Origin of the sequence: Streptomyces sp. H39-S7, from assembly GCF_027158205.1 — a bacterium.
GTDB lineage: Bacteria > Actinomycetota > Actinomycetes > Streptomycetales > Streptomycetaceae > Actinacidiphila.
In genome coordinates this window covers 1-23,739 of record NZ_JAPVLU010000022.1, presented here as the reverse complement: position 1 = coordinate 23,739, position 23,739 = coordinate 1, and the positions used below count along the sequence as shown (strand labels likewise).

Here is a 23,739-nt window from a genome sequence, read left to right as displayed (position 1 = left end):
ATCTTACGGATCAGCCCTTAAGGATGGGTCATGCGCAGCACATCCAGTGCCGCGTCCAACTGCTCCTCGGTCAGTTTTCCCTGCTCGACGTAGCCCAGTTCGATGACCACGTCCCGAATCCGCCTGCGCTCCGCGACGGCCTTCTTGGCGACCTTGGCCGCCTCCTCGTAGCCGATGTACTTGTTCAGCGGAGTGACCACCGAGGGCGAGGACTCCGCGTACTCGCGGGCCCGCTCCACATTGGCGGTGATGCCGTCGATCGTGCGGTCGGCGAGCAGCCGGGAGACGTTGGCGAGCAGCCGGACGGACTCCAGCACGTTCCTGGCGATGACCGGCAGCATCACGTTGAGCTCGAAGTTCCCGGCGGCGCCGGCCATGGTGATCGTCAGGTCGTTCCCCGTGACCTGGGCCGCGACCATCAGCACGGCCTCCGGGATCACCGGATTGACCTTGCCCGGCATGATCGACGAGCCGGGCTGGAGATCCGGCAGGTTGATCTCGGCCAGTCCGGTCCGCGGTCCCGACGCCATCCAGCGCAGATCGTTGGAGATCTTGGTCAGCCCGACCGCGACCGTCTTGAGCTGCCCGGACAGCTCGACGATGCCGTCCCGGGCACCCTGCGCCTCGAAGTGGTCGCGCGCCTCGGTCAGCGGCAGCCCGGTGGTCCGCGCGACCTCGGCGATCACCGCGGCCGAGAAGCCGGGCGGGGTGTTGATGCCGGTGCCGACCGCGGTGCCGCCGAGCGGCAGCTCGGCCAGCCGGGGCAGCGCGCCCCGCAGCCGCTCGACCCCGTACCGGACCTGGGCCGCGTAGCCGCCGAACTCCTGGCCCAGGGTGACGGGCGTGGCGTCCATCAGATGCGTGCGGCCGGACTTCACGACGTCCGAGAACTCGGCCGCCTTGCGCTCCAGGGACCCCGCCAGGTGCTCCAGGGCGGGGACGAGGTCGCGGGTGACGGCGGCGGTGGCCGCGATGTGGATGGACGACGGGAACACGTCGTTGGACGACTGGGACGCGTTGACGTGGTCGTTCGGGTGCACGTCGCGGCCCAGCCGCTCGGTGGCCAGGGTCGCGATGACCTCGTTGGCGTTCATGTTGGAGGACGTGCCGGAGCCGGTCTGGAAGACGTCGACGGGGAAGTGGTCGTCCCAGCGGCCGTCCACGACCTCGGCGGCGGCCTCCTGAACGGCGTCGGCGATGTCCTGGTCCAGGACGCCGAGGCCGGCGTTCACCTTGGCGGCGGCCGCCTTGATCCGGGCCAGCGCCTCGATGTGCGCGCGCTCGATCGGCCGGCCGGAGATCGGGAAGTTCTCCACCGCCCGCTGGGTCTGGGCCCGCCACTTCGCGTCCGCCGGCACCCGTACCTCGCCCATCGAATCGTGCTCGATCCGGAAGGGCCGGTCGTTCGACGGTGCCCCGGATCCGGCTTCGGACCCGTTCGTGGACCCGGTCCCGGACCTGGCCTCGGACTTGGCCTCGGACATGGCTGGATTCCTTTCCTCGGCAACGCCTCGACGACATTCCCATGGTCCTACTACTTCCAAGTACTACCCATCAGTAGGACAGTGCCGTAGCCCGTTTCATTCCTGTGGGAGGAGCGACGTATGCGCATGTCGAAAAAGAGACGATGTCGTGCGGCCGGGACGGTGCTGGCCGTTCTCGCGACCGTCCTCGCGGGCGGTGCCGGTCTGACCACCACGGCGTCCGCCGCCGCGCAGAGCACTGTCAAGCCGCTCCCCGCCGACCTGGAGCAGATCCGTGCCGCGGAGGCCACGGCCCTCTACGGGGATCCGGCGATCCGGCCGGTGGCCGACCGGAGGACCGGGCTGATCTCGCTGGGGGACAGCGAGATATCCGGCGAGGGCGTCGGCACCTACGAAGCGGGCACGGACGGCCCGGTGAACTGGTGCCACCGCTCCCCGGACGCCGCGATCCACCGCACCGGCATCCCGGCCGACGAGACGTACAACGTCGCCTGTTCGGGCGCCTACACCGGCAACATCAGGATCGGCGGCGGCAAGCAGTACGCGGACGAGCTGGTGCAGAGCGACAGCCTCGCCATCAAGGCCCGCAACACGAAGATCAAGATGGTGGTGCTGGTCGCGGGAGCCAACGACGACCTGCAGTTCGGACCGGTCATCACCGACTGCGTGGAGCGCTGGTTCCTGCTGCAGGGCAGCTGCGACTCCAAGTACGCGCCCGGCTGGCAGGCCCGCGTCGACGCGCTGGTGCCCAAGGTCGAGGGGACGGTCCAGGACCTGCGGACGGTCATGCGCGACGCCGGCTACGCGGACGCCGACTACCGGCTCGTGGTGATGGGCTACCCCAGCCCGATGAGCCCCGACATCTACGACAACCCGAGCTTCCCCGGCAAGATCCCGGGCGGTTGCACCGGATACGACGCGGACCTCGCCTGGGGCCGCAACTCCGCCGTGCCCACCTTCGAACGCGGCATGCGCCAGGCCGCGGCGGCGACCGGGGCGACGTACCTCGACAACTCCCGGCTCTTCCACGGGCACGAGGCGTGCACGGACAACACGTGGGCGCGCGGCCTGGTGGTGAACATCAGCAACCCGTTCCCGCCCGACTCCAACTCCCTGCGCCAGTCCTTCCACCCCAACGCCCGCGGCCACGCCGCCTTCGCGTCCTGCCTGACCCAGCTCTACAACTCCGGCTACCAGGAGGCCGGCTGCACCGACCCGGCGAGCACCGGCACTCCGGTGCTCCGCCAGGGCGCCTGGGACGACGCGTTCGCGCCACTCACCAACACGGCCACCGGCCAGTGCGTGGACGCCAGCGCCGGCTCGTCGCGGAACAGCACCGCGCTGCTCGGCTGGAGCTGCCACGGCGGACGCAACCAGTCCTTCGCCTACGACACCTCGTACCAGTCGCTGCACATCGCGCTCAGCCAGGACCGGTGCGTGGACGTGCCGGGCTCGAAGTACAGCGCCGGGACCGGCCTCGTCCTGTGGGACTGCCACGGCGGCACCAACCAGCGGTTCGCCATGAGCGGGGGCACGATCCGGCCGGTGGCGGCCACCGGGCTGTGCGTGACCCAGAGCGCCGCGAGCGCGCCGCTGAAACTGGCGGCCTGCGACGGCTCGGCGAGCCAGCGCTTCGCGTAACACCTCCCGAGGACGGCGCCCCTGGGTAGGGCGCCCGCCGGTCGAGTGCCGCGCGCAACCGCTCGCCCTGTGACGGACGGGCCCCGCCGATGGAGCGGCGGGGCCCGTCCGTGGTGTCAGGGGCGGAGCGTCAGTTCCGGCGGCCGATCGAGAGCACCGGCCCAATGGTTCGGCGAAGAAATTCATTCCATTCCTTGACTCACGGCAATTAAGTAGTCATGTCTGCATGTTGGAACAGCCCCGCGTTCTTGCGGTCATACGCCTCAGCGTGAACAGGGACGACAGCACGTCGGCGGAGAAGCAGAGAGAGGGCATCGAGCACTGGACTTGTGGTCCGGCCGTTAATGGTCGCGTGGTGGGCTATGCCGAGGACCTGGACGTCTCAGGCAGCCTGCACCCGTTCAAACGGCCGGCACTGGGGCCATGGCTCGCCGAGAGGTTCGACGAGTTTGACGTGATCGCGGTCTGGAAGCTGGACCGGCTCACGCGCCGGTCGGCCCACTTCTCCGAGATCTACGAGTGGTGCCAGAAGCGCGGCAAGGCCATCGTGTCGGTGACCGACGGCATCGACATGTCCACACCCATGGGCAAGATGTTCGCTCAGATCATCGCGGCCTTCGCGGAAGGAGAGTTGGACACGATCAAGGCTCGGGCTCTCTCCGGCTCCCTGGCCCGGCTCAAGAAGGGGGTGTGGGTAGGTGGAGTGCTGCCCTTCGGCTATCAGTTCCAGCGTCAGGAAGGCGGTGGCAAGAAGCTCGTACAGGACCCTGAGTACTCGGATCTTCTGCGGGAGATCGTCGGCAAGCTCAATAGCGAGTGATCCAGCTACAAGATCGCGTTGGATCTGAATGAGCGTGGGGCGCTCACCTGGCGTGACCGCTTGAGGGTCATGCAAGGGCAAGAGCCTCGGGGTATCAAGTGGACGACGACCACGGTGCTCGTGGTCGTCAAGAACCCGACCGCGGGCGATCCCTTCGCGATCCATGCTCGGAGGTGTGGCGATCTGCGGGGAATGCAACGGCCGTATGTCCTCCGCCAAGAAGACGAAACCCGGTGGCAAGACGTACAACTACTACACGTGCAATTCCGTCCAGACCGGTGCGTGCAGGAATCCCGCGCGGATGCGAAAGAGTGATCCCGATCGGATGGTGAATGACTTTATCGAAAGTGCGATTGGAGATTTGCCAGTCATTGAGAAAGTTACCAAGTCGATTTCGGAATCGAAGGTAGAGCTGCAGCTTGCGCGCCAACGGCTGGAGCGCCTGGAGACTGACTTCCTGATGGGGCGATACGACGAAGAGGGCCAAGAAGAGTCGTATTGGAGGATGCACAAGCCGCTGACCGGCAAGGTGGCCAAGTTGCGCACTGAGATCGCGCAGGCGGAACACGCACCTGAGTTCATCGACACGGGCCACATCTATCGGGACGAGTGGATGGCGAAGGATGATGAGCAGAAGCGTATATTCCTTCAAAGGCACGGCGTGGAGATCAAGGTCTCCGGAACGGCGAGTTCGGGCGAGCCGCGTAGCGTCAACGTGAAAATTCCGGACCTGCGGAAGATTGCCGCAGTGACTGGTCTTCGCGCGCGGGACGGAAAGGACTGGGCGGAGATCGCCACGATGGATTACAAGATTCCAGCTCGGCGGCGGAGGAATAGTGGCCCTGATGAACAGGCTGGGTCCGCAGAAAGGGTAACTTCGCAGAACATTTAGCCCATCAGCAGAACAAGCTCACAGAGCCCCCGGCAATCGCCGGGGGCTCTGTCGCTGCGGGCTCGTGCCGGCTCGGTGCTACTTGGGCGAACGCATCGGGATGCTCGTGATGAAGGTCTGCGAGGACTCCAGAGAACTGAAGAAGTCGTTGCCCTTGTCGTCGACGACGATGAACGCGGGGAAGTCCTCGACCTCGATCTTCCAGACCGCTTCCATGCCCAGCTCCGCGTACTCCAGGACGTCGACCTTCTTGATGCAGTCCTGGGCGAGCCGGGCGGCCGGGCCGCCGATCGAGCCGAGGTAGAAACCGCCGTGCGCCTTGCACGCGTCGGTCACCTGCTTCGAGCGGTTGCCCTTGGCGAGCATGACGAACGAACCGCCGGCCGCCTGGAACTGCTCGACGTACGCGTCCATCCGGCCCGCCGTGGTGGGGCCGAACGAGCCGGAGGCGAAGCCCTCGGGGGTCTTGGCCGGGCCCGCGTAGTAGACGGGGTGGTCGTGCAGGTACTGCGGCATGGACTCGCCCGCGTCCAGCCGCTCCTTGATCTTGGCGTGCGCGATGTCACGGGCCACGACGAGCGTGCCGGACAGCGACAGCCGGGTCTTGACCGGGTACTTCGACAGCTCGGCGCGGATGTCCGCCATCGGCCGGTTGAGATCGACGCGCACCACGTCGTCGTCCAGGTGGTCGTCGGTGGTCTCCGGCAGGAAGCGCGCCGGGTCGGTCTCCAGCTGCTCCAGGAAGACGCCCTCGGCGGTGATCTTCGCGACGGCCTGCCGGTCGGCCGAGCAGGACACCGCGATGGCGACGGGCAGCGACGCGCCGTGCCGGGGCAGCCGCACCACGCGCACGTCGTGGCAGAAGTACTTGCCGCCGAACTGCGCGCCGATGCCGATCTTCTGCGTGAGCTCGAAGACCTTCTCCTCCAGGCCCTGGTCGCGGAAGCCGTGCCCGTCCGGCGAACCCTCGCCCGGCAGCTCGTCCAGGTAGTGCGCCGAGGCGTACTTGGCGGTCTTCAGCGCGAACTCCGCGCTGGTGCCGCCGACCACGATCGCCAGGTGGTACGGCGGGCAGGCCGCGGTGCCCAGGGCGCGGATCTTCTCCTCCAGGAACTTCATCATGGAGGTCTCGTTGAGGACCGCCTTCGTCTCCTGGTAGAGGAACGACTTGTTGGCGCTGCCGCCGCCCTTGGCCATGAACAGGAACTTGTACGCGCCGCCGTCGGTCGCGTACAGCTCGATCTGGGCCGGGAGGTTGGAGCCGGTGTTCTTCTCGTCCCACATCGTCAGCGGGGCCATCTGCGAGTACCGCAGGTTGAGCTTGGTGTAGGCGTCGTAGATGCCGTGCGACAGCGCCGCCTCGTCACCGCCGGAGGTCAGCACGTTCTGGCCGCGCTTGCCCATGACGATCGCGGTGCCGGTGTCCTGGCACATCGGCAGCACGCCGGCCGCCGCGATGTTCGCGTTCTTCAGCAGGTCCAGGGCGACGAAGCGGTCGTTCGGCGACGCCTCGGGGTCGTCGAGGATCCGCCGCAGCTGGGCGAGGTGGGCCGGCCGCAGGTAGTGCGAGATGTCGTGCATCGCCTCGGCGGCGAGGGTGCGCAGCGCCTCCGGCTCGACCCTGAGGAAGGTGCGCCCGTCCGCCTCGAAGGTGCTCACGCCCTCGGAGGTGATCAGCCGGTACGGCGTCGTGTCCTCGCCGAGGGGGAGGAGATCCGTATAGGAGAACTCGGGCATGGGGGTTCCTCACTCGGCTGCGTTGGCGACGTGTCCAGCCTAGAGCCCGGCGGAGGCCGGAATGTTGTGAGGTGCGGCTCACCGGCACTAGTCGCGATCTATCGCGTTTGTGTACGGTAGGCGGGTGGATGAATCGCAGCTCCAGAAGAAGTCGCAGCAGCCGGTGCCGATGCACAAGCTGACCACCGAAGCGGAGCTGCGCGCGTCCGATGCCGACCGTGACCGCATTTCCGACATCCTCCGGGACGCGCTGGCCGAGGGCCGGTTGAGCGCGGAGGAGCACTCGGAGCGCCTCGACCAGGTCTATGCCGCCAAGACGCTGGGCGAGCTGGAACCGCTGGTGCGGGACCTGCCAGCCACCCGGGAGAGCGGGCCGCGGCCGCTCGCGCCGCTGGCCGACCCCTCGCTGCCCGTCGTGGCCGAGAATCTCGTAGCGGTTTTCGGCGGCTCAGCCCGAAAGGGCCGCTGGCTCGTCGGCCGGCGCACGAACGCCTTCGCCTGCTTCGGCGGCGTGGAGATCGATCTGACGGAGGCCGTTTTCCAGCACCAGCAGATCGTCATCCACGCCACCGCGATCTTCGGAGGTATCGAAGTGCGCGTCCCGGAGAACGTCACTCTGCGTGGCAGTGGTACGGGAATTTTCGGCGGTTTCGAGGTCAGGACGTATGAGGCGCCGGATCCGAACGCGCCGGTCGTCATCGTCACCGGGACCGCCATCTTCGGCGGCGTCGAAGCGAAGGCGAAGCGCGGCAAGCGCCTCAAGGAATGGATCAACAAGCGCGTCGACGGGTAGGTAGGGGGACGTCCCACTCCCGCTTCATGCCGCGCGTTCACGCCATGCATGGTGCGGGTTTACGCCCGGCGCGCGCCGACTGGTTTTGGCCACCGCCCAGTGTTCATCAGGGCTGTTGTTCGGTGGTCCGGATCGGACGATCGGTAATGCGCGCTTGAGTCGTACGAGTGTTCGACTAAAAGGGCCTGGTGGCGAACACGGTCCGCATGAACACGCGCACAGCGGGTAGGGCTTCGACCACGTCACCCGCCTGGTTCCTCCCCGTTGCGACCCCCTGGAACAGCACGCGTGGAGCTCACCCGCGGTGACGGGCAAGGGTGACAAACGCCGAGCCGTCGTCAGGAGTATCCCGTGCTTCAACCGATCGAGCCCGTCAAGGACACTGCCCTCCCGCCGAGTCACCCACGGGATCTGGCAGGCCCATGGCACTCGGAGGCGGCGTGCCGCAGTGATGAGGCGGGATTGTTCTTCGCCCCGTCCAAAGAGCCGACAGCGGCGCGGCTGTCCCGCGAGGAGAACGCGAAGCGGGTGTGCGCCCGCTGCCCGGTGATGCTGGAATGCCGGGAGCACGCCCTGCGGCAGCCCGAACCGTACGGCGTGTGGGGCGGTCTGACCGCTGCCGAACGCCGGGTCGTACTCGCCCGCAGGCGCCGCCGTGAGGCGGAACTGCCGCGGACGGACCGGATCGCCGCTGCCGGCTGAGCATGCCAACGGGCCGGGTCCGCCGCGTCAGTCGGCGGGCCCGGCCCGTTGGCATGCTCAGCCGTCTTCGCGCCTGCCCAGGGCGCTCAGTGGCGAATCAGGGGTGTGTCAGGGGTGTCAGCGCGCGCGGTCGAAGTCGATCGCACTGTACGCGCGCAGCTTCGACAGCCGGTGCGTCGAGGAGATCTGCCGGATCGTGCCGGACTTGGAGCGCACCACCAGTGATTCGGTGGTGGCGGTCTCGGCGCGGTAGCGGACGCCCTGGAGCAGCTCGCCGTCCGTGATGCCGGTCGCCACGAAGAACACGTTCTCCCCGCTGACCAGGTCGTTGGTGTGCAGCACGCGGTCCAGGTCGTGGCCCGCGTCGATCGCCCGCTGGCGCTCGGCGTCGTCCTTCGGCCACAGCCGCCCCTGGATCGTGCCGCCGAGACACTTGATCGCGCAGGCGGCGATGATGCCTTCCGGCGTTCCGCCGATGCCCATGAGCATGTCCACGCCGGTGCCGTCGCGCACGGCCATGATGGCGCCCGCGACATCGCCGTCGGCGATGAACTTGATCCGTGCGCCGGTCTCCCGGATCTCCTTGACCAGCCCGTCGTGGCGCGGCCGGTCGAGGATCATGACGGTGACGTCCTCGGGCGCGCTGTGCTTGGCCTTGGCGACCCGGCGGATGTTCACCGACGCGGGCGCCATGATGTCGACGTAGTCGGCGGCCTCGGGGCCGGTGACCAGCTTGTCCATGTAGAACACGGCCGACGGGTCGTACATCGTGCCGCGGTCCGCCACGGCGAGCACGGCCACCGCGTTGGACATGCCCTTGGCGGTGAGTGTCGTCCCGTCGACGGGGTCCACGGCGACGTCGCACTCCGCGCCGGTGCCGTCGCCGATCCGTTCGCCGTTGTAGAGCATGGGGGCGTCGTCCTTCTCGCCCTCACCGATGACGACGACGCCGTTCATCGAGACGGTGGAGACGAGCGTGCGCATCGCCTTCACCGCGGCGCCGTCCGCGCCGTTCTTGTCACCGCGGCCGACCCAGCGACCGGCGGCCATGGCGGCGGCCTCGGTCACCCGGACGAGTTCCAGGGCAAGGTTGCGATCAGGGGCCTCGGGACTCACTTCGAGCTGGGGCGGCAAATGCTGTTCGGTCATCACAGCGCACCTTTCTGTACGAGGACGGCCGGAAAAGAGGGTGCTGTGACCTTATCGGTTCGTCGCGAGGATGAGCAGGGCGCCCGTCACATGAGCGGCGTGCCCCGGGCCGGAGCGGTCGGTCACCGGACAGGGGCCCGCCGACGACCCCCGGCCCGACCGACCCCCGACCCCCGACCCCCGGGCCGGAGCGACCGCCGGCATGGGGGACCATAGGAGCGTGGCAAACAAGCGTGGCAATCAGACCCTGTGGGACCTGCTGCTCTCGATGGCGGTGCTCGGCGTCGTCGTCGCGGTCATCTACGTGTTCATCCCGCACGACTCCGACGCGGACCCGGTCAAGCCCATCGGCTTCCAGGCCGAGCTGAGCCAGGCACGGCGCGACGCGCCCTTCCCGGTGGCCGCGCCCGAGGGGCTCGGCAAGGACTGGCGCGCGACGACGGTCACGTACGACGCCAAGGACGCCACGGCCATCGAATGGCACCTGGGCTTCGTCGACCCGCAGGACGAGTACGCGGCCGTCGAGCAGGGCAACGGCCCGTCGGCGAAGTTCATCGCGGCGAAGAGCAAGCGGGCGGTGCGGGACGGGAACGTCACGGTCACCGTCGCCGGGGTGCCGTGGGACCGGTACAAGGGCCCGAAGTACAACGCGCTGGTGCGGGTGGAGAAGGGCGTCACCACGATGATCACCGGGACCGCGCCCGACGAGCAGCTCGCCGAACTGGCGGCCGCGCTCAAGGCGTCCTGAGGAACCTTCCGAACGGCGCCCTTCCGAGCGGCCGGCTTCCGAGCGGCGTCCCGGCGCGCGAGGCTTCCGGACGTACGAGGTCTCCGGACGCACGAACGCCGGGCCGCCCGTGAGGGGCGCCCGGCGTTCGGGAGTGTGCGGGGCGGATCAGACGGTCGTGACGACCTCGTCGTAGGCCAGGCGGGGGCTGCGGGTCGGGAACCAGGAGTCGGTGCCGGGCTTGCCGATGTTCACGACGGCGAGGACCGAGTGGTCACCCTCCGGGAAGAACTCCTTGTCGATGCCCGCGGCGTCGAAGCCGGTCATCGGGCCGGCGGCCAGGCCGGCGGCGCGGATGCCGAGGATGAAGTAGCCGGCCTGCAGCGACCCGTTGAGGGTGGCGGCCTGCTCGCGCACGGCGCGCTCGGAGAAGAAGAGGTCCTTCGCCTGCGGGAAGTGCGGGAACTGCGTCGGCAGCTCCTCGTGGAACTCGTTGTCCGCGGCGAGGATCGCGACCAGCGGGGCGCCGGAGGTCTTCGGCTGGTTGCCCTCGGCCATGTGCTTCACGAGGCGCTCGCGGCCCTCGGCGGAACGCACCAGGACGATACGCAGCGGCTGCTGGTTGAACGCGGTCGGCGCGTACTTGACGAGGTCGTAGATCGCCTGGATCTGCTCGTCGGTCACCGGCTCGTCGGTGAAGGTGTTGGCCGTGCGGGCCTCACGGAAGAGCAGGTCCTGGGCGGCAGCGTCGAGTACGAGAGTCATAGGAACCTCTTAGGGAATCGTGGCATTTGCGCCGGTCGGGCACGTCGCGAACACTCCCATCAACCTGTGTGAAAGTTCAACAATTCCTGAGGCAGGAGTGACGCTCGTCACATCGAGGTGTGTTCCACCGATCCTCGACCGGTCACCTGACGGCCCCGGCCCGTGCCCAGCCGCCCCGCCCCGTCACTCGGCGGCGGTCTCCTCGTCGGGCTCCTCGGCCAGCGCCGCGTCCAGCCGCGCCCGCGCCCCTTCCAGCCAGCGCCGGCACACCCGCGCGAGCTCCTCGCCGCGCTCCCAGAGCGCCAGCGACTCCTCCAGCGTCGAGCCGCCGGCCTCCAGCCGCCGCACGACGTCGACGAGCTCGTCCCGGGCCTGCTCGTATCCCAGCGTGTCCTGTTCTGCCATGGCCCCAGCCTAGGCGGGAGGTACGACAGGGCCGGTGACCTTCACCAGGAACGCACCGTCGGCGACCCGGGCCCGCAACTCCTCGTCCGCCGCCACGTCGTCGGGGCCGCGCACCACGGAACCGTCCTCACGCTGCAGCACCGCGTAGCCGCGCTGCAGGGTCGCGGCGGGGGAGAGGGCCACCACCCGCGCCCGGGTGTGCTCCAGCTCGCCCTCCGCCCGGTCCAGCAGATGCCGCAGCGTCCGGCGGCTGCGTTCCAGCAGCGCGTCGACCTGTTCCTCGCGCTGCTCGACCATCGTGTGCGGCCGGGCCATCGACGGTCGGCTGAGCGCCGCGTCGAGACCGCGCTGCTCACGGTCGAGCAGGCCGGTCACCACCCGCAGCGCCCGCTGCCCCACATGCTCCACCCGCGTCAGCTCCTCGCCCACGTCCGGCACCACGCGCTTCGCCGCATCCGTCGGGGTCGAGGCGCGCAGGTCCGCCACCAGGTCCAGCAGCGGCGAGTCGGGCTCGTGCCCGATCGCCGACACGACCGGGGTGACGCACGCGGCCACCGCCCGCACCAGCTGCTCGTCGGAGAACGGCAGCAGGTCCTCCACGCTGCCGCCGCCGCGAGCGATGATGATCACGTCGACCTCGGGGCGCGCGTCCAGCTCGCGCACCGCCTCCACCACCCGGGGCACCGCCTGCGCGCCCTGCACCGGCACGTTGCGCACCGCGAAGCGGACGGCGGGCCAGCGCAGCCGCGCGTTCTCCAGCACGTCGCGCTCGGCCGCCGAGGCGCGGCCAGTCACCAGCCCGATGCACTGCGGCAGGAAGGGCAGCGGGCGCTTGCGGTCCAGCGCGAACAGCCCCTCCGCCGCCAGCGACCTCTTCAACTGCTCCAGCCTCGCCAGCAGCTCACCGACGCCGACCGGCCGGATCTCCGTCGCGCGCAGCGACAGCTGCCCGCGCGGCCCATACCACTCGGGTTTGGCGAACAGCACGACGCGGGCGCCCTCCCCGACCACGTCGGCGATCTGGTCGAAGACCGCCCGGAAGCACGTCACCGAGATCGACACATCGTGCGACGGGTCGCGCAGCGTCAGGAACACCACGCCCGCGCCCGGCCGCCGCGACAGCTGGGTGATCTGCCCCTCCACCCAGACGGCGCCGAGCCGGTCCACCCACCCGCCGATCAGCCGTGACACCTCGCCGACGGGGATCGGCGTATCCGCCGACGTACTCAGAGCCATGTCCCGAGCGTATCGGCCACCGCCGACAGCGGGATCGGCTTCCGCCCATGCTTCCAGCCGCGCTTCCGCCCGTGCTGCCGGCCGTGCGCGTCCCGGGCTCCGCGCTACGGGGCTCCGGGCTACAGGCCGGTCGCCGTCCGCCGCCGGGAGAGCTGGGCAGCCAGCACGATCAGCCCCGCGGCCAGCCAGACCGCCCCGACCACCTGGGCGGAGCCCGCGGCCTCGACGATCACGGCGACGGTGATCGCGAGGCCCAGCAGCGGCGCGACGATGTGGCGCAGCACGTCGGGCGGTCCCTCCCGGCGGCGCACGGCGAACCAGCCGACGACCGACAGGTGCAGCAGCGAGAACGCCGTGAGCGCGCCGATGTCGACGACCGAGACCAGCCGGTCCAGGCCGTCGTCGCGGCGGGCCGCCCAGACCGCGGCGACCAGCGTGACGACCGCCGCGAGCAGCAGCGCCCGCCGGGGCACCCCGCTGCGTGCGTCGACCCGGGCCAGCGGCCCCGGCAGCCGCCGGTCGCGGGCCATCGCGAAGAGCAGCCTGCCCGCCGCGGCCTGCCCGGCGAGGGCGGCGAAGGCGGCGCCGATGGCCTTGCTGGCGGCGACGAGGTCGTGCAGCCACCCCCCGACGGCCGAGTCCACCGTGTCGTAGAAGGCGGAACCCTGCCCGGCCGGCTTCGCGGCCAGCTCGGCCGCGGACATCGGGGCGAGCAGCGCCGCCAGGTACGTCTGCGCGATGAACAGCACACCCGCCATGAGGAGGCAGAACAGGACGGCCCGCGCCACCTTCGCCGAGCCGCCCACCACCTCCTCGGCGAAGGAGGCGATGGCGTCGAACCCCAGATACGACAGCACCGCCACGGACACCGCGCCCAGCACCGCCCCCAGCGAGAACGCGCCCTGCCCGGTGAAGGGCGAGGCCCAGCCGCGCTGCGCGCCGTCCGTGCCGAGCACCACGACCGCGGACACCACGAAGACCAGCAGCACCACGATCTCCAGCGCCAGCACGAGGAAGCCGACCTTCGCCGCGGCCCGCACGCCCCACAGGTTGAGGCCGGTCGTCACCACGACCGCGATCGTCGTCCACACCCACTGGGACACCGACGGGACCAGCGCGTGCAGCGCGATCCCGGAGAAGAGGTAGGCCACGGCGGGGATGAGCAGGTAGTCGAGCATCGCCATCCAGCCGGCGATGAAGCCGGGCCCCTCGCCGAGCCCGGCCCGCGCGTAGGCGAAGACCGAGCCGGCCTGCGGGACGACCCGCACCATCTGCGCGTAGCTGAACGCGGTGAACGCCATCGCGGCCGTCGCGAACACGTAGACGAGCGCGACCGCCCCGTGCGATCTGGCGTCCAGCGCGCCGAACACCCCGACGGGCGCCATGGGGGCGATGAACAGCAGCCCGTAGACCACGAGGTCGCGCAGGCCGAGGCTGCGTCTGAGGGTGCCGTCTTCGGCGTGGGCCGTGCCGGGCGGGGGAGCGGGGGTCGGTGCGCTCATGCGCCCAGCTTGCGCGACGCGCGTCGCGCCCACGAGCGGAGCGCGGCCGGACAAGCCCGGGTAACGCCCGGACAGCCCCGGACAGCCCCCGGTCACCCCCGGACAGCCTTCTTCGGAGCACTCGGCCGCCCCGTACCATGGCTGACATGACTGCTACGACTGCCCGACGCGTCCTGCTCGCAGCCCCCCGCGGATACTGCGCAGGCGTGGACCGCGCTGTGATCACCGTCGAGAAGGCACTGGAGCAGTACGGAGCGCCGATCTACGTCCGCAAGGAGATCGTCCACAACAAATACGTCGTGCAGACCCTGCAGAAGAAGGGCGCGATCTTTGTCGACGAGACGGAGGAGGTGCCCGAGAACGCCATCGTGATCTTCTCGGCGCACGGCGTCGCCCCGGTCGTCCACGAGGAGGCCGCGCAGCGCAGCCTGGCCTCGATCGACGCGACGTGCCCGCTGGTCACCAAGGTGCACAAGGAAGCCGTCCGGTTCGCGAACGAGGACTACGACATCCTGCTGATCGGCCATGAGGGCCATGAAGAGGTCGTCGGCACCATGGGCGAGGCCCCGGAGCGCATGACGCTCGTCGACGGCCCGGCCGACGTGGCGAACGTGGAGGTGCGCGACGAGAGCAAGGTCGTCTGGCTCTCCCAGACCACGCTCTCCGTCGACGAGACGATGGAGACCGTCGACGCCCTCAAGGAGCGCTTCCCCAACCTGATCAGCCCCCCGAGCGACGACATCTGTTACGCCACGCAGAACCGTCAGGTCGCGGTGAAGCAGATCGGCGCGGAGGCGGAACTGGTCATCGTCGTCGGCTCCAAGAACTCGTCGAACTCCGTCCGGCTGGTCGAGGTCGCCCTGCAGGCCGGCTCCCGGGCCTCGTACCTGGTGGACTTCGCCGACGAGTGCGACGAGGCGTGGCTGGAGGGCGTGACCACGGTCGGCGTCACCTCGGGCGCCTCCGTCCCGGAGATCCTCGTCGAGGGCGTGCTGGAGTGGCTGGCCGAGCGCGGCTTCGCCGATGTGGAAATCCTGCGGTCGGCGGAGGAGAGCATCGTGTTCTCGCTGCCGAAGGAATTGCGCCGCGACCTGCGTGCGGAGACCGCCCCCGGGGCATCTGCCAGGGGGTGAACCGAACGGTTCACGCTTAGCGTGGAGGTCATGGACGTGTTCGGCGTTGACATCGGCGGGACAGGCATCAAGGGCGCTCCGGTCGACCTGGAGCGTGGCGATCTGGCGGAAGTGCGCTGCAAGGTGTCCACCCCGCACCCGGCCACCCCTGACGCCGTGCTGGAGGGCGTCCAGCAGGTCGTGGAGCATTTCGGCTGGTCGGGGCCGGTGGGGGTGACCTTCCCCGGGGTCGTGGTGGACGGGGTGACCCGGACGGCGGCCAACGTCGACTCGAACTGGATCGGCACGGACGCCCGCGCCCTGATCTCGGACCGGCTGGGCATGCCGGTGGCCGTCCTGAACGACGCGGACGCGGCCGGAGTCGCCGAGATGACCTTCGGCGCCGGCCGGGGCCGCGGCGGGACGGTGATCATGCTGACGCTGGGCACCGGCATCGGCAGCGCGGTCTTCGTCGACGGGCACCTGCTGCCCAACACCGAGCTGGGCCATCTGGAGCTGCACGGCCACGACGCGGAGAAGCGCGCGTCGGTCAAGGCCCGCGAGGACGACGACCTCAGCTGGGAGCACTGGGCGCACCGCCTGACGAAGTACCTCGCCCACGTCGAGATGCTGTTCTCGCCCGAGCTGTTCGTGATCGGTGGCGGGGTGAGCCGCAAGGCGGAGAAGTTCCTGCCGCTGATCGAGGGGATCAGCGCCGAGATCGTCCCCGCAGCTCTGCAGAACAACGCGGGGATCGTCGGCGCCGCCATGAGCGCCGCAAAGCTCTGACGCCGACGATCACGGCGGCCAGCAGCGTTCCGGTGTAGAGCCAGCCGGTCAGCAGGGCCAGCCCGGTGAACATGCCGAGCAGGTGGCCGACGAAGCCACCGCCGTTGTCGTCGCCGGTCAGCGCGATGGCGGTGGCGAACGCGATGGGGGCGGCGATCGGCGCCGCCACCAGGTCGTACGGCCGCACGTACAGGGCCGCCGTGACGCAGACCGCGACGAACAGCAGTCCGAACAGAACACCGGGACCGTCGAAGAGCAGGGCGTCCAGCCCGCCGCCCGACACCGTGACGACGACGATCAGCAGCCCCGTCCCCAGGCCGGTGAGCTTGGGCTGGACCTGGGGTACCCGGACGACCCGGGCGAGCGCCGCGATGGTGGGCCCCAGCGCGCCGAGCGCACCGCGCTGTGCCGAGCGGTAGACCACCGAGCCCCCCACCGTGCTGGTGGCGGTGCGGGCGGGCCTGGGCAGCCGGGGTCCGCCCTTTTCGGCGTTCTCGCCATTGTTCCCGGAGTCGTTCCTGATGCCGTTCCTGGTGCCTGTGCGCGCGCTGTGTTGCTCCACCCACTCAAAGTAGGCGGACGACCCCGGTCATACCCTGCCAGGACACGCCTTTGCACCGTCCTTGGCCTTCTGTTCGACGGCGACGGGTCGGGCCCGCGCGAGCCCCGTAGACTGGTGGATCGGTCTGCCTGGACCGCTCCACCCCCTTGCTCCTCTCGTTACGGGAAGTCGCCACGTGTCGCTCACGATCGGAATCGTCGGTCTGCCGAATGTCGGCAAGTCGACCCTTTTCAACGCCCTGACCAAGAACGACGTGCTGGCGGCCAACTACCCGTTCGCCACCATCGAGCCGAACGTGGGCGTCGTCGGCGTCCCCGACCCGCGCCTCGCCCAGCTCGCCAAGATCTTCGGCTCGCAGAAGCTGCTCCCCGCCACGGTCGACTTCGTCGACATCGCGGGCATCGTGCGCGGCGCGAGCGAGGGTGAGGGCCTGGGCAACAAGTTCCTGGCGAACATCCGTGAGTCGGATGCGATCTGCCAGGTCATCCGGGCCTTCAAGGACGAGAACGTCGTCCATGTGGACGGTAAGGTCTCGCCGAAGGACGACATCGAGACCATCAACACCGAGCTGATCCTCGCGGACATGCAGTCCGTCGAGAAGGCCGTCCCGCGCCTCACCAAGGAGGCCCGCCTCCAGAAGGAGAAGGCCGCCGTCCTGGCCGCGGTCCTGGACGCCCAGAAGATCCTCGAAGAGGGCCGCACCCTCTACGCCGCCGGCATCCACGCGGGCACCGAGCAGGGCCGGCTCCTGCACGAGCTGCACCTGCTCACCGTCAAGCCGTTCCTCTACGTCTTCAACGTGGACGAGGACGAACTGGTCGACGAGGACTTCAAGAACGAGCAGCGCGCTCTCGTCGCCCCCGCCGAGGCGATCTTCCTGAACGCCAAGATCGAGGCCGAGCTGATCGAGCTCGACGACGAGGAAGCCCTCGAGCTCCTGCAGTCCATGGGCCAGGAGGAGCCCGGCATGGCCGTCCTCGGCCGCGTCGGCTTCGCCACCCTCGGCCTGCAGACCTACCTCACGGCAGGCCCCAAGGAAACCCGCGCCTGGACCATCAAGAAGGGCGCCACGGCTCCCGAGGCGGCCGGCGTGATCCACACCGACTTCCAGCGCGGCTTCATCAAGGCCGAGATCGTCTCCTACGACGACCTCGTCGCCTGCGGCTCCATCCCCGAAGCCCGCGCCAAGGGCAAGGCCCGCATGGAGGGCAAGGACTACGTGATGCAGGACGGCGACGTGGTCGAGTTCCGCTTCAATGTGTAATGGGTGACATACCACCACGTCACTGATCTGGCAAACGTGCAGGTCGGAAGGGGTCCGACTCTTTGGAGTCGGACCCCTAATTCTTTCCCGTGCTGGGATGGTGCTGGGTTGGCTGACCCCTCGTCACCCGTCATCACCCCTGCTCACCTCTACCGTGCTGGGATGGGAGAAGGCCCCCCGTGCTGGGTGAGGGTACGGGGGGTAGGTCCGGCTTTGCCCTGCCTCGGTGAGAGTGCGTGGGCGTGAGCGGCGGTGGGGTCCAGTACGAGCGGGTCCGTAACGGACTCCAGCCGTGGAGGAAGGGCTCAAGGTCGGCGGCGCGGGGAGCTTCGGCGCTGAGGCGGTCTCGGTGAGGCGATCCGGGGCTGACCCGCTGGCTAGCGGTCGGTGTAGTGGCCGTAGACGCGGGCGATCTCCAGTACGTCACCGCTCACCCGGTACACGAGGCGGTGTTCCTCGGTGATGCGCCGTGAGCACCAGCCCTTGAGCGCGCCCTTCAGCATCTCGGGCTTCCCGAGGCCGTTGCCGTCATCCGGGTTGCGCTGGATGTCCGCGATCAGGACGTTGATGCGTTTGAGGGCGCGCCGGTCGGTCATGGCCCATTGTGCGTACTGCTCCCACGCACGAGTGGAGAACATGACCTTCACTCCGCCGCCTCCGGGTCGATCAGGTCGCGCACAGTGCCGCGTCCGGCGTTCAGTTCGGCAACGGACTCCATCAGCTCAGCGGCGGTGCGCGCGTTGCTGAGCAGGTACATGGTCTCCGTCCACGCTTCGTAGTCGGACTCCGCCATGAGGACGGCGTTTCCCTGCTTGGAGGCGATCCGCACCGGCGCGTGATCGTCGTTGACCTTCTTCAGCAGGGGGAAGAAGTCCCTCCGCGCCTCGGTTCCGGTGATCGTCATAGCTGTTGCCCCTTTGGTTCCGGCCATCCTCGTATGGTACTGAAAAAGGTACATCATCGGTACGGATTTCGGTACCAGAAGCCCGGAAGCTGCCCATCCCCGCCAAGATCACGCGACCGGGCACCCGGTTCGATCAGATGTCTCGTTGGGGCGCGCAGGGAGGCGGTGCTGGGCGCCGAGCCCGACATCGTCGTGTTCCAGGGCCACCTCTGGGCGATTGTCAAGGGGAGCGACCGGGCCCGGTAGGCTTACCCGTCCGGGATGGCGGGGTGGATCCGGGGTGGGCCACCGTCTGCCGACAGGCGAAGGGATCGGCGCATGGCCACCGTATTTCGGGTGGTGACCGTGGATGACGATGACGGCCATGAGGTTCGGACGCAGTACTACGACGAGGCGGGGAGTGAGATCCCTGCCCCTCGGCTGTCTGTCGTGCGCGGGTCGGCCCGTGGCGCCGTATCCCGTGTTGCTGTACCCCCTGTTGCCGTAGCTCATGCGGCTGTTGAGCCCGCGGGGGGTCGGGAAAGGGTTTCGTCCCCGGCGTTCGCCGGGGAGCAGTGGGCGGAGTTGTCCGGGTGTGTGGCGGTGTTTCTGCCGGCGGATCCACCGCGCAGTGGGCGCGTCGCGTTTCATGTCGCGGGGAGCGGTCGGCTTCCCGCGGGTTTGCCGGCCGAGGACGTGGAGATCGTTACCGCGCATGGGCGTGGTGCGCGTCGGCGTACGGTGTCGGCGGTGGTGCGGCCGTTGGCCGAGGTGCTGCCCTGGGTCTTGTCCGTGGACGTGGAGGCGGATGCGCCGTGCGGTGAGACGGCGGCAGTCTGGCGGCATGCTGCTCTGTACGCCCTGCACCTGGCGGGGCGCGGGCTGCTGCTGCCGGGGCTCAGCGCCGGTGACCATGATGCCTGGCGGCTTGGCCCTTATGCGGAGGCGGACGCGACCTGGGTGCGAGCGCTGGCCGAGGTCATGCCGCCCGCCGCGTACGCCGTACCGCTGGAGTCCGCGGGGGAGGGGAGTGCGCGTACGCCGCTGCAACTCCCAGATCCTTACGCCCGGTTGAGGGAGTTCATGGACGCGGTGGCGGATCTGCTGCCGCGTACCCCTGCCGCATCGGCGGCCGCGGGGATGCGGCCGTTCGCCTCGCGGGATGCGCAGCACCTGCCGGGGCTGCGGGCGTGGGCCGCGCGGGTGGCCGACGGCCGGGATGCCGGTGTACGCGTCTCGCTGCGGCTCGAACTGCCCGGCGGCGCGATGCGTGAATATGCGGACGACGAGGGCGACGCGTACGACGAGGACGCGTACGACGCTGCTCTGGAGGTGGCCGGTGCATCAGTGCGGGCCGTTGTGCAGGTGCACTCGCTCGCCGATCCGCTGCTCCTCGCGGACGCGGCCGGCGTCTTCAGTGGCGAGAGCGGCGGTTTTGGTCCGCGTACCCGCGTCCAGGTGGAGGACGTTCTGCGCCGGGCCGCCACTGCGTGGCCGCCGCTGCACCGGATCCTCTCGCTGCCGGTTCCAGATGAACTCGCCCTGGACGACCAGGAGTTCATTGGACTCCTGGCAGGCGGGGCGGCCTCGCTGTCGGCCGCCGGGGTGGCCGTCCACCTCCCCAAGGAGCTGGCGCGGGAGATGACGGCCCGCGCGGTGATCGAGCCCGACAGGGAGGCCGAGCGCGAGAAGGATGCCGAGACCCCCGCGTTCTTCTCGCCCGAGCAACTCCTCTCCTTTCGCTGGGAGTTCGCGGTCGGCGACCGTACGCTGACGCAAGGCGAGCTGGACCGGCTCGCGCAGGCCCGCCGCCCCCTGGTGCGGCTGCGTGACCAGTGGGTCGTGGTGGACGCGGAGCTGCTGCGCAAGGCGCGCAGGGCCCGCAAGGAACTGGGCGCCCTCGATGCGCTGGCCGCCGCGCTCACCGGCAGCGTGGAGGACCCCGACGGTGTTCTCGTTCCCGTACGGGCAGGAGGGTGGCTGGCCGCGCTGCGCGACAGGCTCGCCGCTCCCGAGCGGGCCAGTGCGGCCGAGTTGGCCGCGCCAGCCGCCCTGGACGCCACCCTGCGCGGCTATCAGCTGCGCGGACTTGCCTGGCTGGACCGGATGACCCGGCTGGGGCTCGGCGCCTGCCTCGCCGACGACATGGGCCTGGGCAAGACGATCACCACGATCGCCCTGCATCTGCGCCGCCAGGAGGATCCGGCGACCGCGGGCAGGCCGGCTCTGGTGGTCTGTCCGGCATCCCTGCTCGGCAACTGGGGCCGGGAGATCGACAGGTTCGCGCCCGGCACCCCCTGGCGCCGCCACCATGGACCGGGGCGCGATCTGGGCGGCCTCAAGCCGGGCGAGATCGTCCTCACCACATACGGAACCATGCGCCGCGACGCCCAGGCGCTCGCCGAAGCCGGGCCGTGGGGGCTCCTCGTCGCGGACGAGGCACAGCACGTGAAGAACCCGGCAGGGGCCACCGCGAAAGCGCTGCGCACCCTGCCGAGTTCGGCGCGCGTAGCCCTGTCGGGCACGCCGGTGGAGAACAACCTCAGTGAACTGTGGGCGCTCCTGGACTGGGGCACCCCCGGGCTGCTCGGCTCCCTGAAGACCTTCAGGCAGCGGTACGGGCGGGCCGCCGAGCGTGCCGCGCGCGGCGGTGCGGCCGGCGAGGAGGACAGTGCGGCGGCCGAGCGCCTCGGCCGGCTCATCCGCCCCTTCGTGCTGCGCCGCCGCAAGGCCGACCCGGGCATCGCGCCCGAGCTGCCACCGAAGACAGAGACCGATGAGCGGGTGCTGCTGAGCAGGGAGCAGACCGTGCTCTACGAGGCGCAGGTACGCGAGTCGCTCGCCGCGATCCGGGAGGCGAAGGGCATCGCCCGGCACGGCCTCGTCCTCAAACTCCTCACCGCGCTCAAGCAGATCTGCAACCACCCCGCCCAGTATCTGAAGGAGCCCGACGCGACCCGGCTGACCGGCCGCAGTGGCAAACTGGAACTCCTCGACGAACTCCTCGATGTGATCGTCGCCGAGGACGCGTCCGTGCTGCTGTTCACCCAGTACACGCAGATGGCCCGCCTCCTCGAACACCATCTGACCGCGCGCGGCATCAACTCCCTTTATCTGCACGGCGGTACGCCGGTGAAGCGGCGCGAGGAGATGGTCGACGCTTTTCAGCGCGGCGAGGCCCCGGTCTTCCTGCTCTCCCTGAAGGCCGCGGGCACCGGCCTCAATCTCACCCGCGCCGGGCACGTCATCCACTACGACCGGTGGTGGAACCCGGCCGTGGAAGATCAGGCCACCGACCGCGCGTACCGCATCGGCCAGACCCAGCCCGTCCAGGTCCACCGCCTGATCTCCGAGGGTACGGTGGAGGACCGGATCGCCCAACTCCTCAGCAGTAAGCGTGACTTGGCGGACTCCGTGCTCGGCGGGCAGGGCGAGGCCGCCCTCACCGACCTGAGCGACGATGAACTCGCCGATCTGGTCTCCCTGCATTCCGCCCACGGCGACAGGAGCCGCCGATGAGGCGCCGCACCGGTACCCTCGCCCTCCCGGCGCCGCAACTGGCGCGCGGGCAGCGGGAGATGGCGAGCAGCTGGTGGGGCGAGGAGTGGATCGACTCCCTTCAGACGCCTTCCTCGTCGTTCGGGTACGGATTCTCCGCGGGCCACGACAGCCGCCTGGCCCGCGCCCGCACCTACGCACGCAAGGGGGCGGTCGGCGAGATCACGGTGCGGCCGGGGTCGGTGGCCGCCCGCGTCAAGGGCAGCCGCCGTACCCCCTACCGCTGCGAGATCCACGTACCCGAACTGTCCGAGGCGCAGTGGGACAAGCTCTTCGAGGAGTGGACCGCCGCCGGGCGGGAGCTGCTGCTCGAACTCGCCCAGGGTCGGCTCGGCGTACACGCGGTCGATGCCGCGGTGCGGGCGGAGACGGATCTGGTCCCACCGCCGGACGCGTTCGTCTACCACTGCTCCTGTCCCGACTGGGGCCACCCGTGCAAGCACGCCGCCGCGCTGTCGTACGCGTTCGCGCGGGCCCTGGACACCCGCGCCGAGGCGCTGCTCGTACTGCGCGGACGCGATCTTGTCGAGGCAGCCACCGAGATCTCGGTACGCCACAGAGCGCGGGAGCAGTCCGCGGCGGACGAGGAGGCCGTACGGGCGGCGCGGCCCAGTGGGGTCCCGGCGGGTGAGGTGTTCGCGCGGGCCCGGGCCCGCGCGGCGGACGGTCCTGCCGTACTGCCGGTGCTGCCCGCGCCCCTCCTTGTTCCCGTCCCGGCTCCTGTCGTGGGCCAGGAGAGGGCCGCGGCGATGACGCCGGTGCTGCTCGTAGGCGAGTCCGTCGCCCCGGAAGCGCTGCACCTGCTGGCCGTCGATGCCGCCCGGCGTGCTTCGGCGGTCTATGTGTGGGCGGTTGACCAGCGGGATGTCACCGATACAACGGCGGCTGCCGGGGCCGCGCAGACGCAGGCGGCCGATCTTCTGATGCTGGACGGCGACCCCTGGCACGACACCGTGCGCCGGGCTGCTGCCGCCGACGGCGACCTGCCGGTGGTCTCCCGCCTCCTGAACAGCTCGGACCGGGCCCGCACCCGGCTCGCCCGGGCGAGCGTCGCCTGGCGCTACGGCGGCCCGGCGGCGCTGAGCGCCCTGGACGGCACACTCGTACCGCCGCCCGAGACTGAGGCCGCGGCACGCGAGCGGCTGCTGCAGTTACGGAGTCCAGGCCGGTCAGGACCGCCCAGGCCGCGCCGGACCCGTGGCCGCCTGCAGCTGGTCGGCGAGGACGTCGAGCTGCGCTGGGGCTCGGACGGGTGCTGGTACCCGTACCAGAAGGAGCGCGGCCAGTGGTGGGCGGCGGGCCCGCCCGCCACCGACGCTGACGAGGCGCTGTACGGAGCCCTCGGCGCAGAGTCACCTTGAGGTGAATGGACGGGTGCGGCGAATGGACGGTGCGCTGTCGAGAGTGAGCGGCAGGACGAGACGTTGCCGACGCTGTTGTGTAGCGTTTTCGACCTTGGGTCTTCTTGTAGGTTGTCACGAGTCCCGTACTGGGATGGTGCTGGAATGCGCCCGTATACCCGCAGGTCAGAGCGTTGTGGGGTAGTTCCGCTTCAACGTGTGAGCGACCGCACCGACGCCGCGTGAGCGGCGTGGCGGAACAGGCAGGTCAAGCGGGGCCGGCTCCTTCGGAGCCGGCCCCGCCGCCGTTTCGTCCACGGGACCTGGTCCCGCCCTCAGGACGCCGGGGGCTCGGGGGGCGGGGCCGATGTGGTGGGG

21 protein-coding genes are annotated in these 23,739 nt (G+C 69.8%); 11 read left to right on the top strand and 10 right to left on the bottom strand.

Annotated features, from left to right (window positions below; translation table 11 throughout):
* Positions 1-17 precede the first annotated feature (17 nt).
* Positions 18-1,484 carry a class II fumarate hydratase gene (locus tag O3X23_RS21920; protein ID WP_269273177.1) on the bottom strand — a complete coding sequence of 489 codons (1,467 nt, stop codon included), beginning with the start codon at positions 1,482-1,484 and terminating at the stop codon, positions 18-20.
* A gap of 120 nt (positions 1,485-1,604) precedes the next feature.
* Here O3X23_RS21920 and O3X23_RS21915 point away from each other — a divergent pair, with 120 nt between their 5' ends.
* The 3 genes from O3X23_RS21915 to O3X23_RS21905 all read left to right on the top strand — a co-directional run bounded on the left by O3X23_RS21915 (position 1,605) and on the right by O3X23_RS21905 (position 4,837).
* Positions 1,605-3,125, top strand: a complete 1,521-nt coding sequence (locus O3X23_RS21915; RefSeq protein WP_269273176.1) for a ricin-type beta-trefoil lectin domain protein — start codon at positions 1,605-1,607, stop codon at positions 3,123-3,125.
* 226 nt (positions 3,126-3,351) lie between these two features.
* A complete protein-coding gene (locus O3X23_RS21910; RefSeq protein ID WP_269273175.1) occupies positions 3,352-3,945 on the top strand; it encodes a recombinase family protein in 594 nt (197 codons plus the stop codon).
* Between the two features lie 163 nt (positions 3,946-4,108).
* Complete coding sequence (locus tag O3X23_RS21905) at positions 4,109-4,837, top strand: zinc ribbon domain-containing protein (RefSeq protein WP_269273174.1); 729 nt, start codon at positions 4,109-4,111, stop codon at positions 4,835-4,837.
* Positions 4,838-4,915: 78 nt separating this feature from the next.
* On the opposite strand, the gene O3X23_RS21900 is transcribed toward O3X23_RS21905, so the two are convergent.
* A complete protein-coding gene (locus O3X23_RS21900; protein WP_269273173.1) occupies positions 4,916-6,574 on the bottom strand; it encodes a fumarate hydratase in 1,659 nt (552 codons plus the stop codon).
* A 169-nt stretch (positions 6,575-6,743) separates the two neighbouring features.
* On the opposite strand from O3X23_RS21900, the gene O3X23_RS21895 reads away from it, so the two are divergent.
* Positions 6,744-7,367 carry a DUF1707 SHOCT-like domain-containing protein gene (locus O3X23_RS21895; RefSeq protein WP_269273279.1) on the top strand — a complete coding sequence of 208 codons (624 nt, stop codon included), beginning with the start codon at positions 6,744-6,746 and terminating at the stop codon, positions 7,365-7,367.
* A gap of 351 nt (positions 7,368-7,718) precedes the next feature.
* A complete protein-coding gene (locus O3X23_RS21890; protein ID WP_138358599.1) occupies positions 7,719-8,069 on the top strand; it encodes a WhiB family transcriptional regulator in 351 nt (116 codons plus the stop codon).
* Between the two features lie 117 nt (positions 8,070-8,186).
* Here the strand turns inward: O3X23_RS21890 and glpX are convergent, their stop codons facing one another.
* Positions 8,187-9,218 carry a class II fructose-bisphosphatase gene (gene glpX / locus O3X23_RS21885; protein WP_269273172.1) on the bottom strand — a complete coding sequence of 344 codons (1,032 nt, stop codon included), beginning with the start codon at positions 9,216-9,218 and terminating at the stop codon, positions 8,187-8,189.
* A gap of 220 nt (positions 9,219-9,438) precedes the next feature.
* Between glpX and O3X23_RS21880 the strand changes: the two genes are divergently transcribed.
* On the top strand, positions 9,439-9,966 hold the full coding sequence (locus tag O3X23_RS21880; protein WP_269273171.1) for a DUF4245 domain-containing protein: 528 nt from the start codon (positions 9,439-9,441) through the stop codon (positions 9,964-9,966).
* Between the two features lie 147 nt (positions 9,967-10,113).
* Here O3X23_RS21880 and O3X23_RS21875 read toward each other — a convergent pair whose 3' ends face one another.
* The 4 genes from O3X23_RS21875 to O3X23_RS21860 all read right to left on the bottom strand — a co-directional run bounded on the left by O3X23_RS21875 (position 10,114) and on the right by O3X23_RS21860 (position 13,853).
* The gene (locus tag O3X23_RS21875) at positions 10,114-10,710 is read right to left on the bottom strand and encodes a malonic semialdehyde reductase (RefSeq protein ID WP_269273170.1); all 597 of its coding nucleotides are present in this window, start codon (positions 10,708-10,710) and stop codon (positions 10,114-10,116) included.
* Between the two features lie 183 nt (positions 10,711-10,893).
* The gene (locus tag O3X23_RS21870) at positions 10,894-11,115 is read right to left on the bottom strand and encodes an exodeoxyribonuclease VII small subunit (RefSeq protein WP_269273169.1); all 222 of its coding nucleotides are present in this window, start codon (positions 11,113-11,115) and stop codon (positions 10,894-10,896) included.
* 9 nt (positions 11,116-11,124) lie between these two features.
* A complete protein-coding gene (xseA, locus tag O3X23_RS21865) occupies positions 11,125-12,351 on the bottom strand; it encodes an exodeoxyribonuclease VII large subunit (protein WP_269273168.1) in 1,227 nt (408 codons plus the stop codon).
* Between the two features lie 119 nt (positions 12,352-12,470).
* The gene (locus tag O3X23_RS21860) at positions 12,471-13,853 is read right to left on the bottom strand and encodes an APC family permease (RefSeq protein WP_269273167.1); all 1,383 of its coding nucleotides are present in this window, start codon (positions 13,851-13,853) and stop codon (positions 12,471-12,473) included.
* 137 nt (positions 13,854-13,990) lie between these two features.
* On the opposite strand from O3X23_RS21860, the gene O3X23_RS21855 reads away from it, so the two are divergent.
* Together O3X23_RS21855 and ppgK are read left to right on the top strand one after the other, a co-directional pair.
* Positions 13,991-14,986: a 4-hydroxy-3-methylbut-2-enyl diphosphate reductase gene (locus tag O3X23_RS21855; RefSeq protein ID WP_269273166.1), complete on the top strand. Its 996-nt coding sequence runs from the start codon at positions 13,991-13,993 to the stop codon at positions 14,984-14,986.
* A gap of 30 nt (positions 14,987-15,016) precedes the next feature.
* Positions 15,017-15,754, top strand: coding sequence for a polyphosphate--glucose phosphotransferase (gene ppgK / locus O3X23_RS21850; protein WP_269273165.1), 738 nt, complete (start codon positions 15,017-15,019; stop codon positions 15,752-15,754).
* Here ppgK and O3X23_RS21845 read toward each other — a convergent pair.
* The gene (locus tag O3X23_RS21845; RefSeq protein ID WP_269273164.1) at positions 15,675-16,316 is read right to left on the bottom strand and encodes a DUF6542 domain-containing protein; all 642 of its coding nucleotides are present in this window, start codon (positions 16,314-16,316) and stop codon (positions 15,675-15,677) included. The two genes, ppgK and O3X23_RS21845, sit on opposite strands and share 80 nt — an antisense overlap.
* A 175-nt stretch (positions 16,317-16,491) precedes the next feature.
* Between O3X23_RS21845 and ychF the strand changes: the two genes are divergently transcribed.
* Positions 16,492-17,580, top strand: coding sequence for a redox-regulated ATPase YchF (gene ychF, locus O3X23_RS21840; protein WP_269273163.1), 1,089 nt, complete (start codon positions 16,492-16,494; stop codon positions 17,578-17,580).
* A 377-nt stretch (positions 17,581-17,957) separates the two neighbouring features.
* Here ychF and O3X23_RS21835 read toward each other — a convergent pair whose 3' ends face one another.
* Together O3X23_RS21835 and O3X23_RS21830 are read right to left on the bottom strand one after the other, a co-directional pair.
* Positions 17,958-18,227, bottom strand: a complete 270-nt coding sequence (locus tag O3X23_RS21835; RefSeq protein WP_269273162.1) for a Txe/YoeB family addiction module toxin — start codon at positions 18,225-18,227, stop codon at positions 17,958-17,960.
* On the bottom strand, positions 18,224-18,484 hold the full coding sequence (locus O3X23_RS21830; RefSeq protein WP_164295354.1) for a type II toxin-antitoxin system Phd/YefM family antitoxin: 261 nt from the start codon (positions 18,482-18,484) through the stop codon (positions 18,224-18,226). Before O3X23_RS21830 ends, O3X23_RS21835 begins: the two co-directional genes overlap by 4 nt.
* A 576-nt stretch (positions 18,485-19,060) precedes the next feature.
* Between O3X23_RS21830 and O3X23_RS21825 the strand changes: the two genes are divergently transcribed.
* A complete protein-coding gene (locus O3X23_RS21825; RefSeq protein ID WP_443047928.1) occupies positions 19,061-21,982 on the top strand; it encodes a DEAD/DEAH box helicase in 2,922 nt (973 codons plus the stop codon).
* The gene (locus O3X23_RS21820) at positions 21,979-23,382 is read left to right on the top strand and encodes an SWIM zinc finger family protein (RefSeq protein WP_269273160.1); all 1,404 of its coding nucleotides are present in this window, start codon (positions 21,979-21,981) and stop codon (positions 23,380-23,382) included. Before O3X23_RS21825 ends, O3X23_RS21820 begins: the two co-directional genes overlap by 4 nt.
* Positions 23,383-23,739 lie beyond the last annotated feature (357 nt).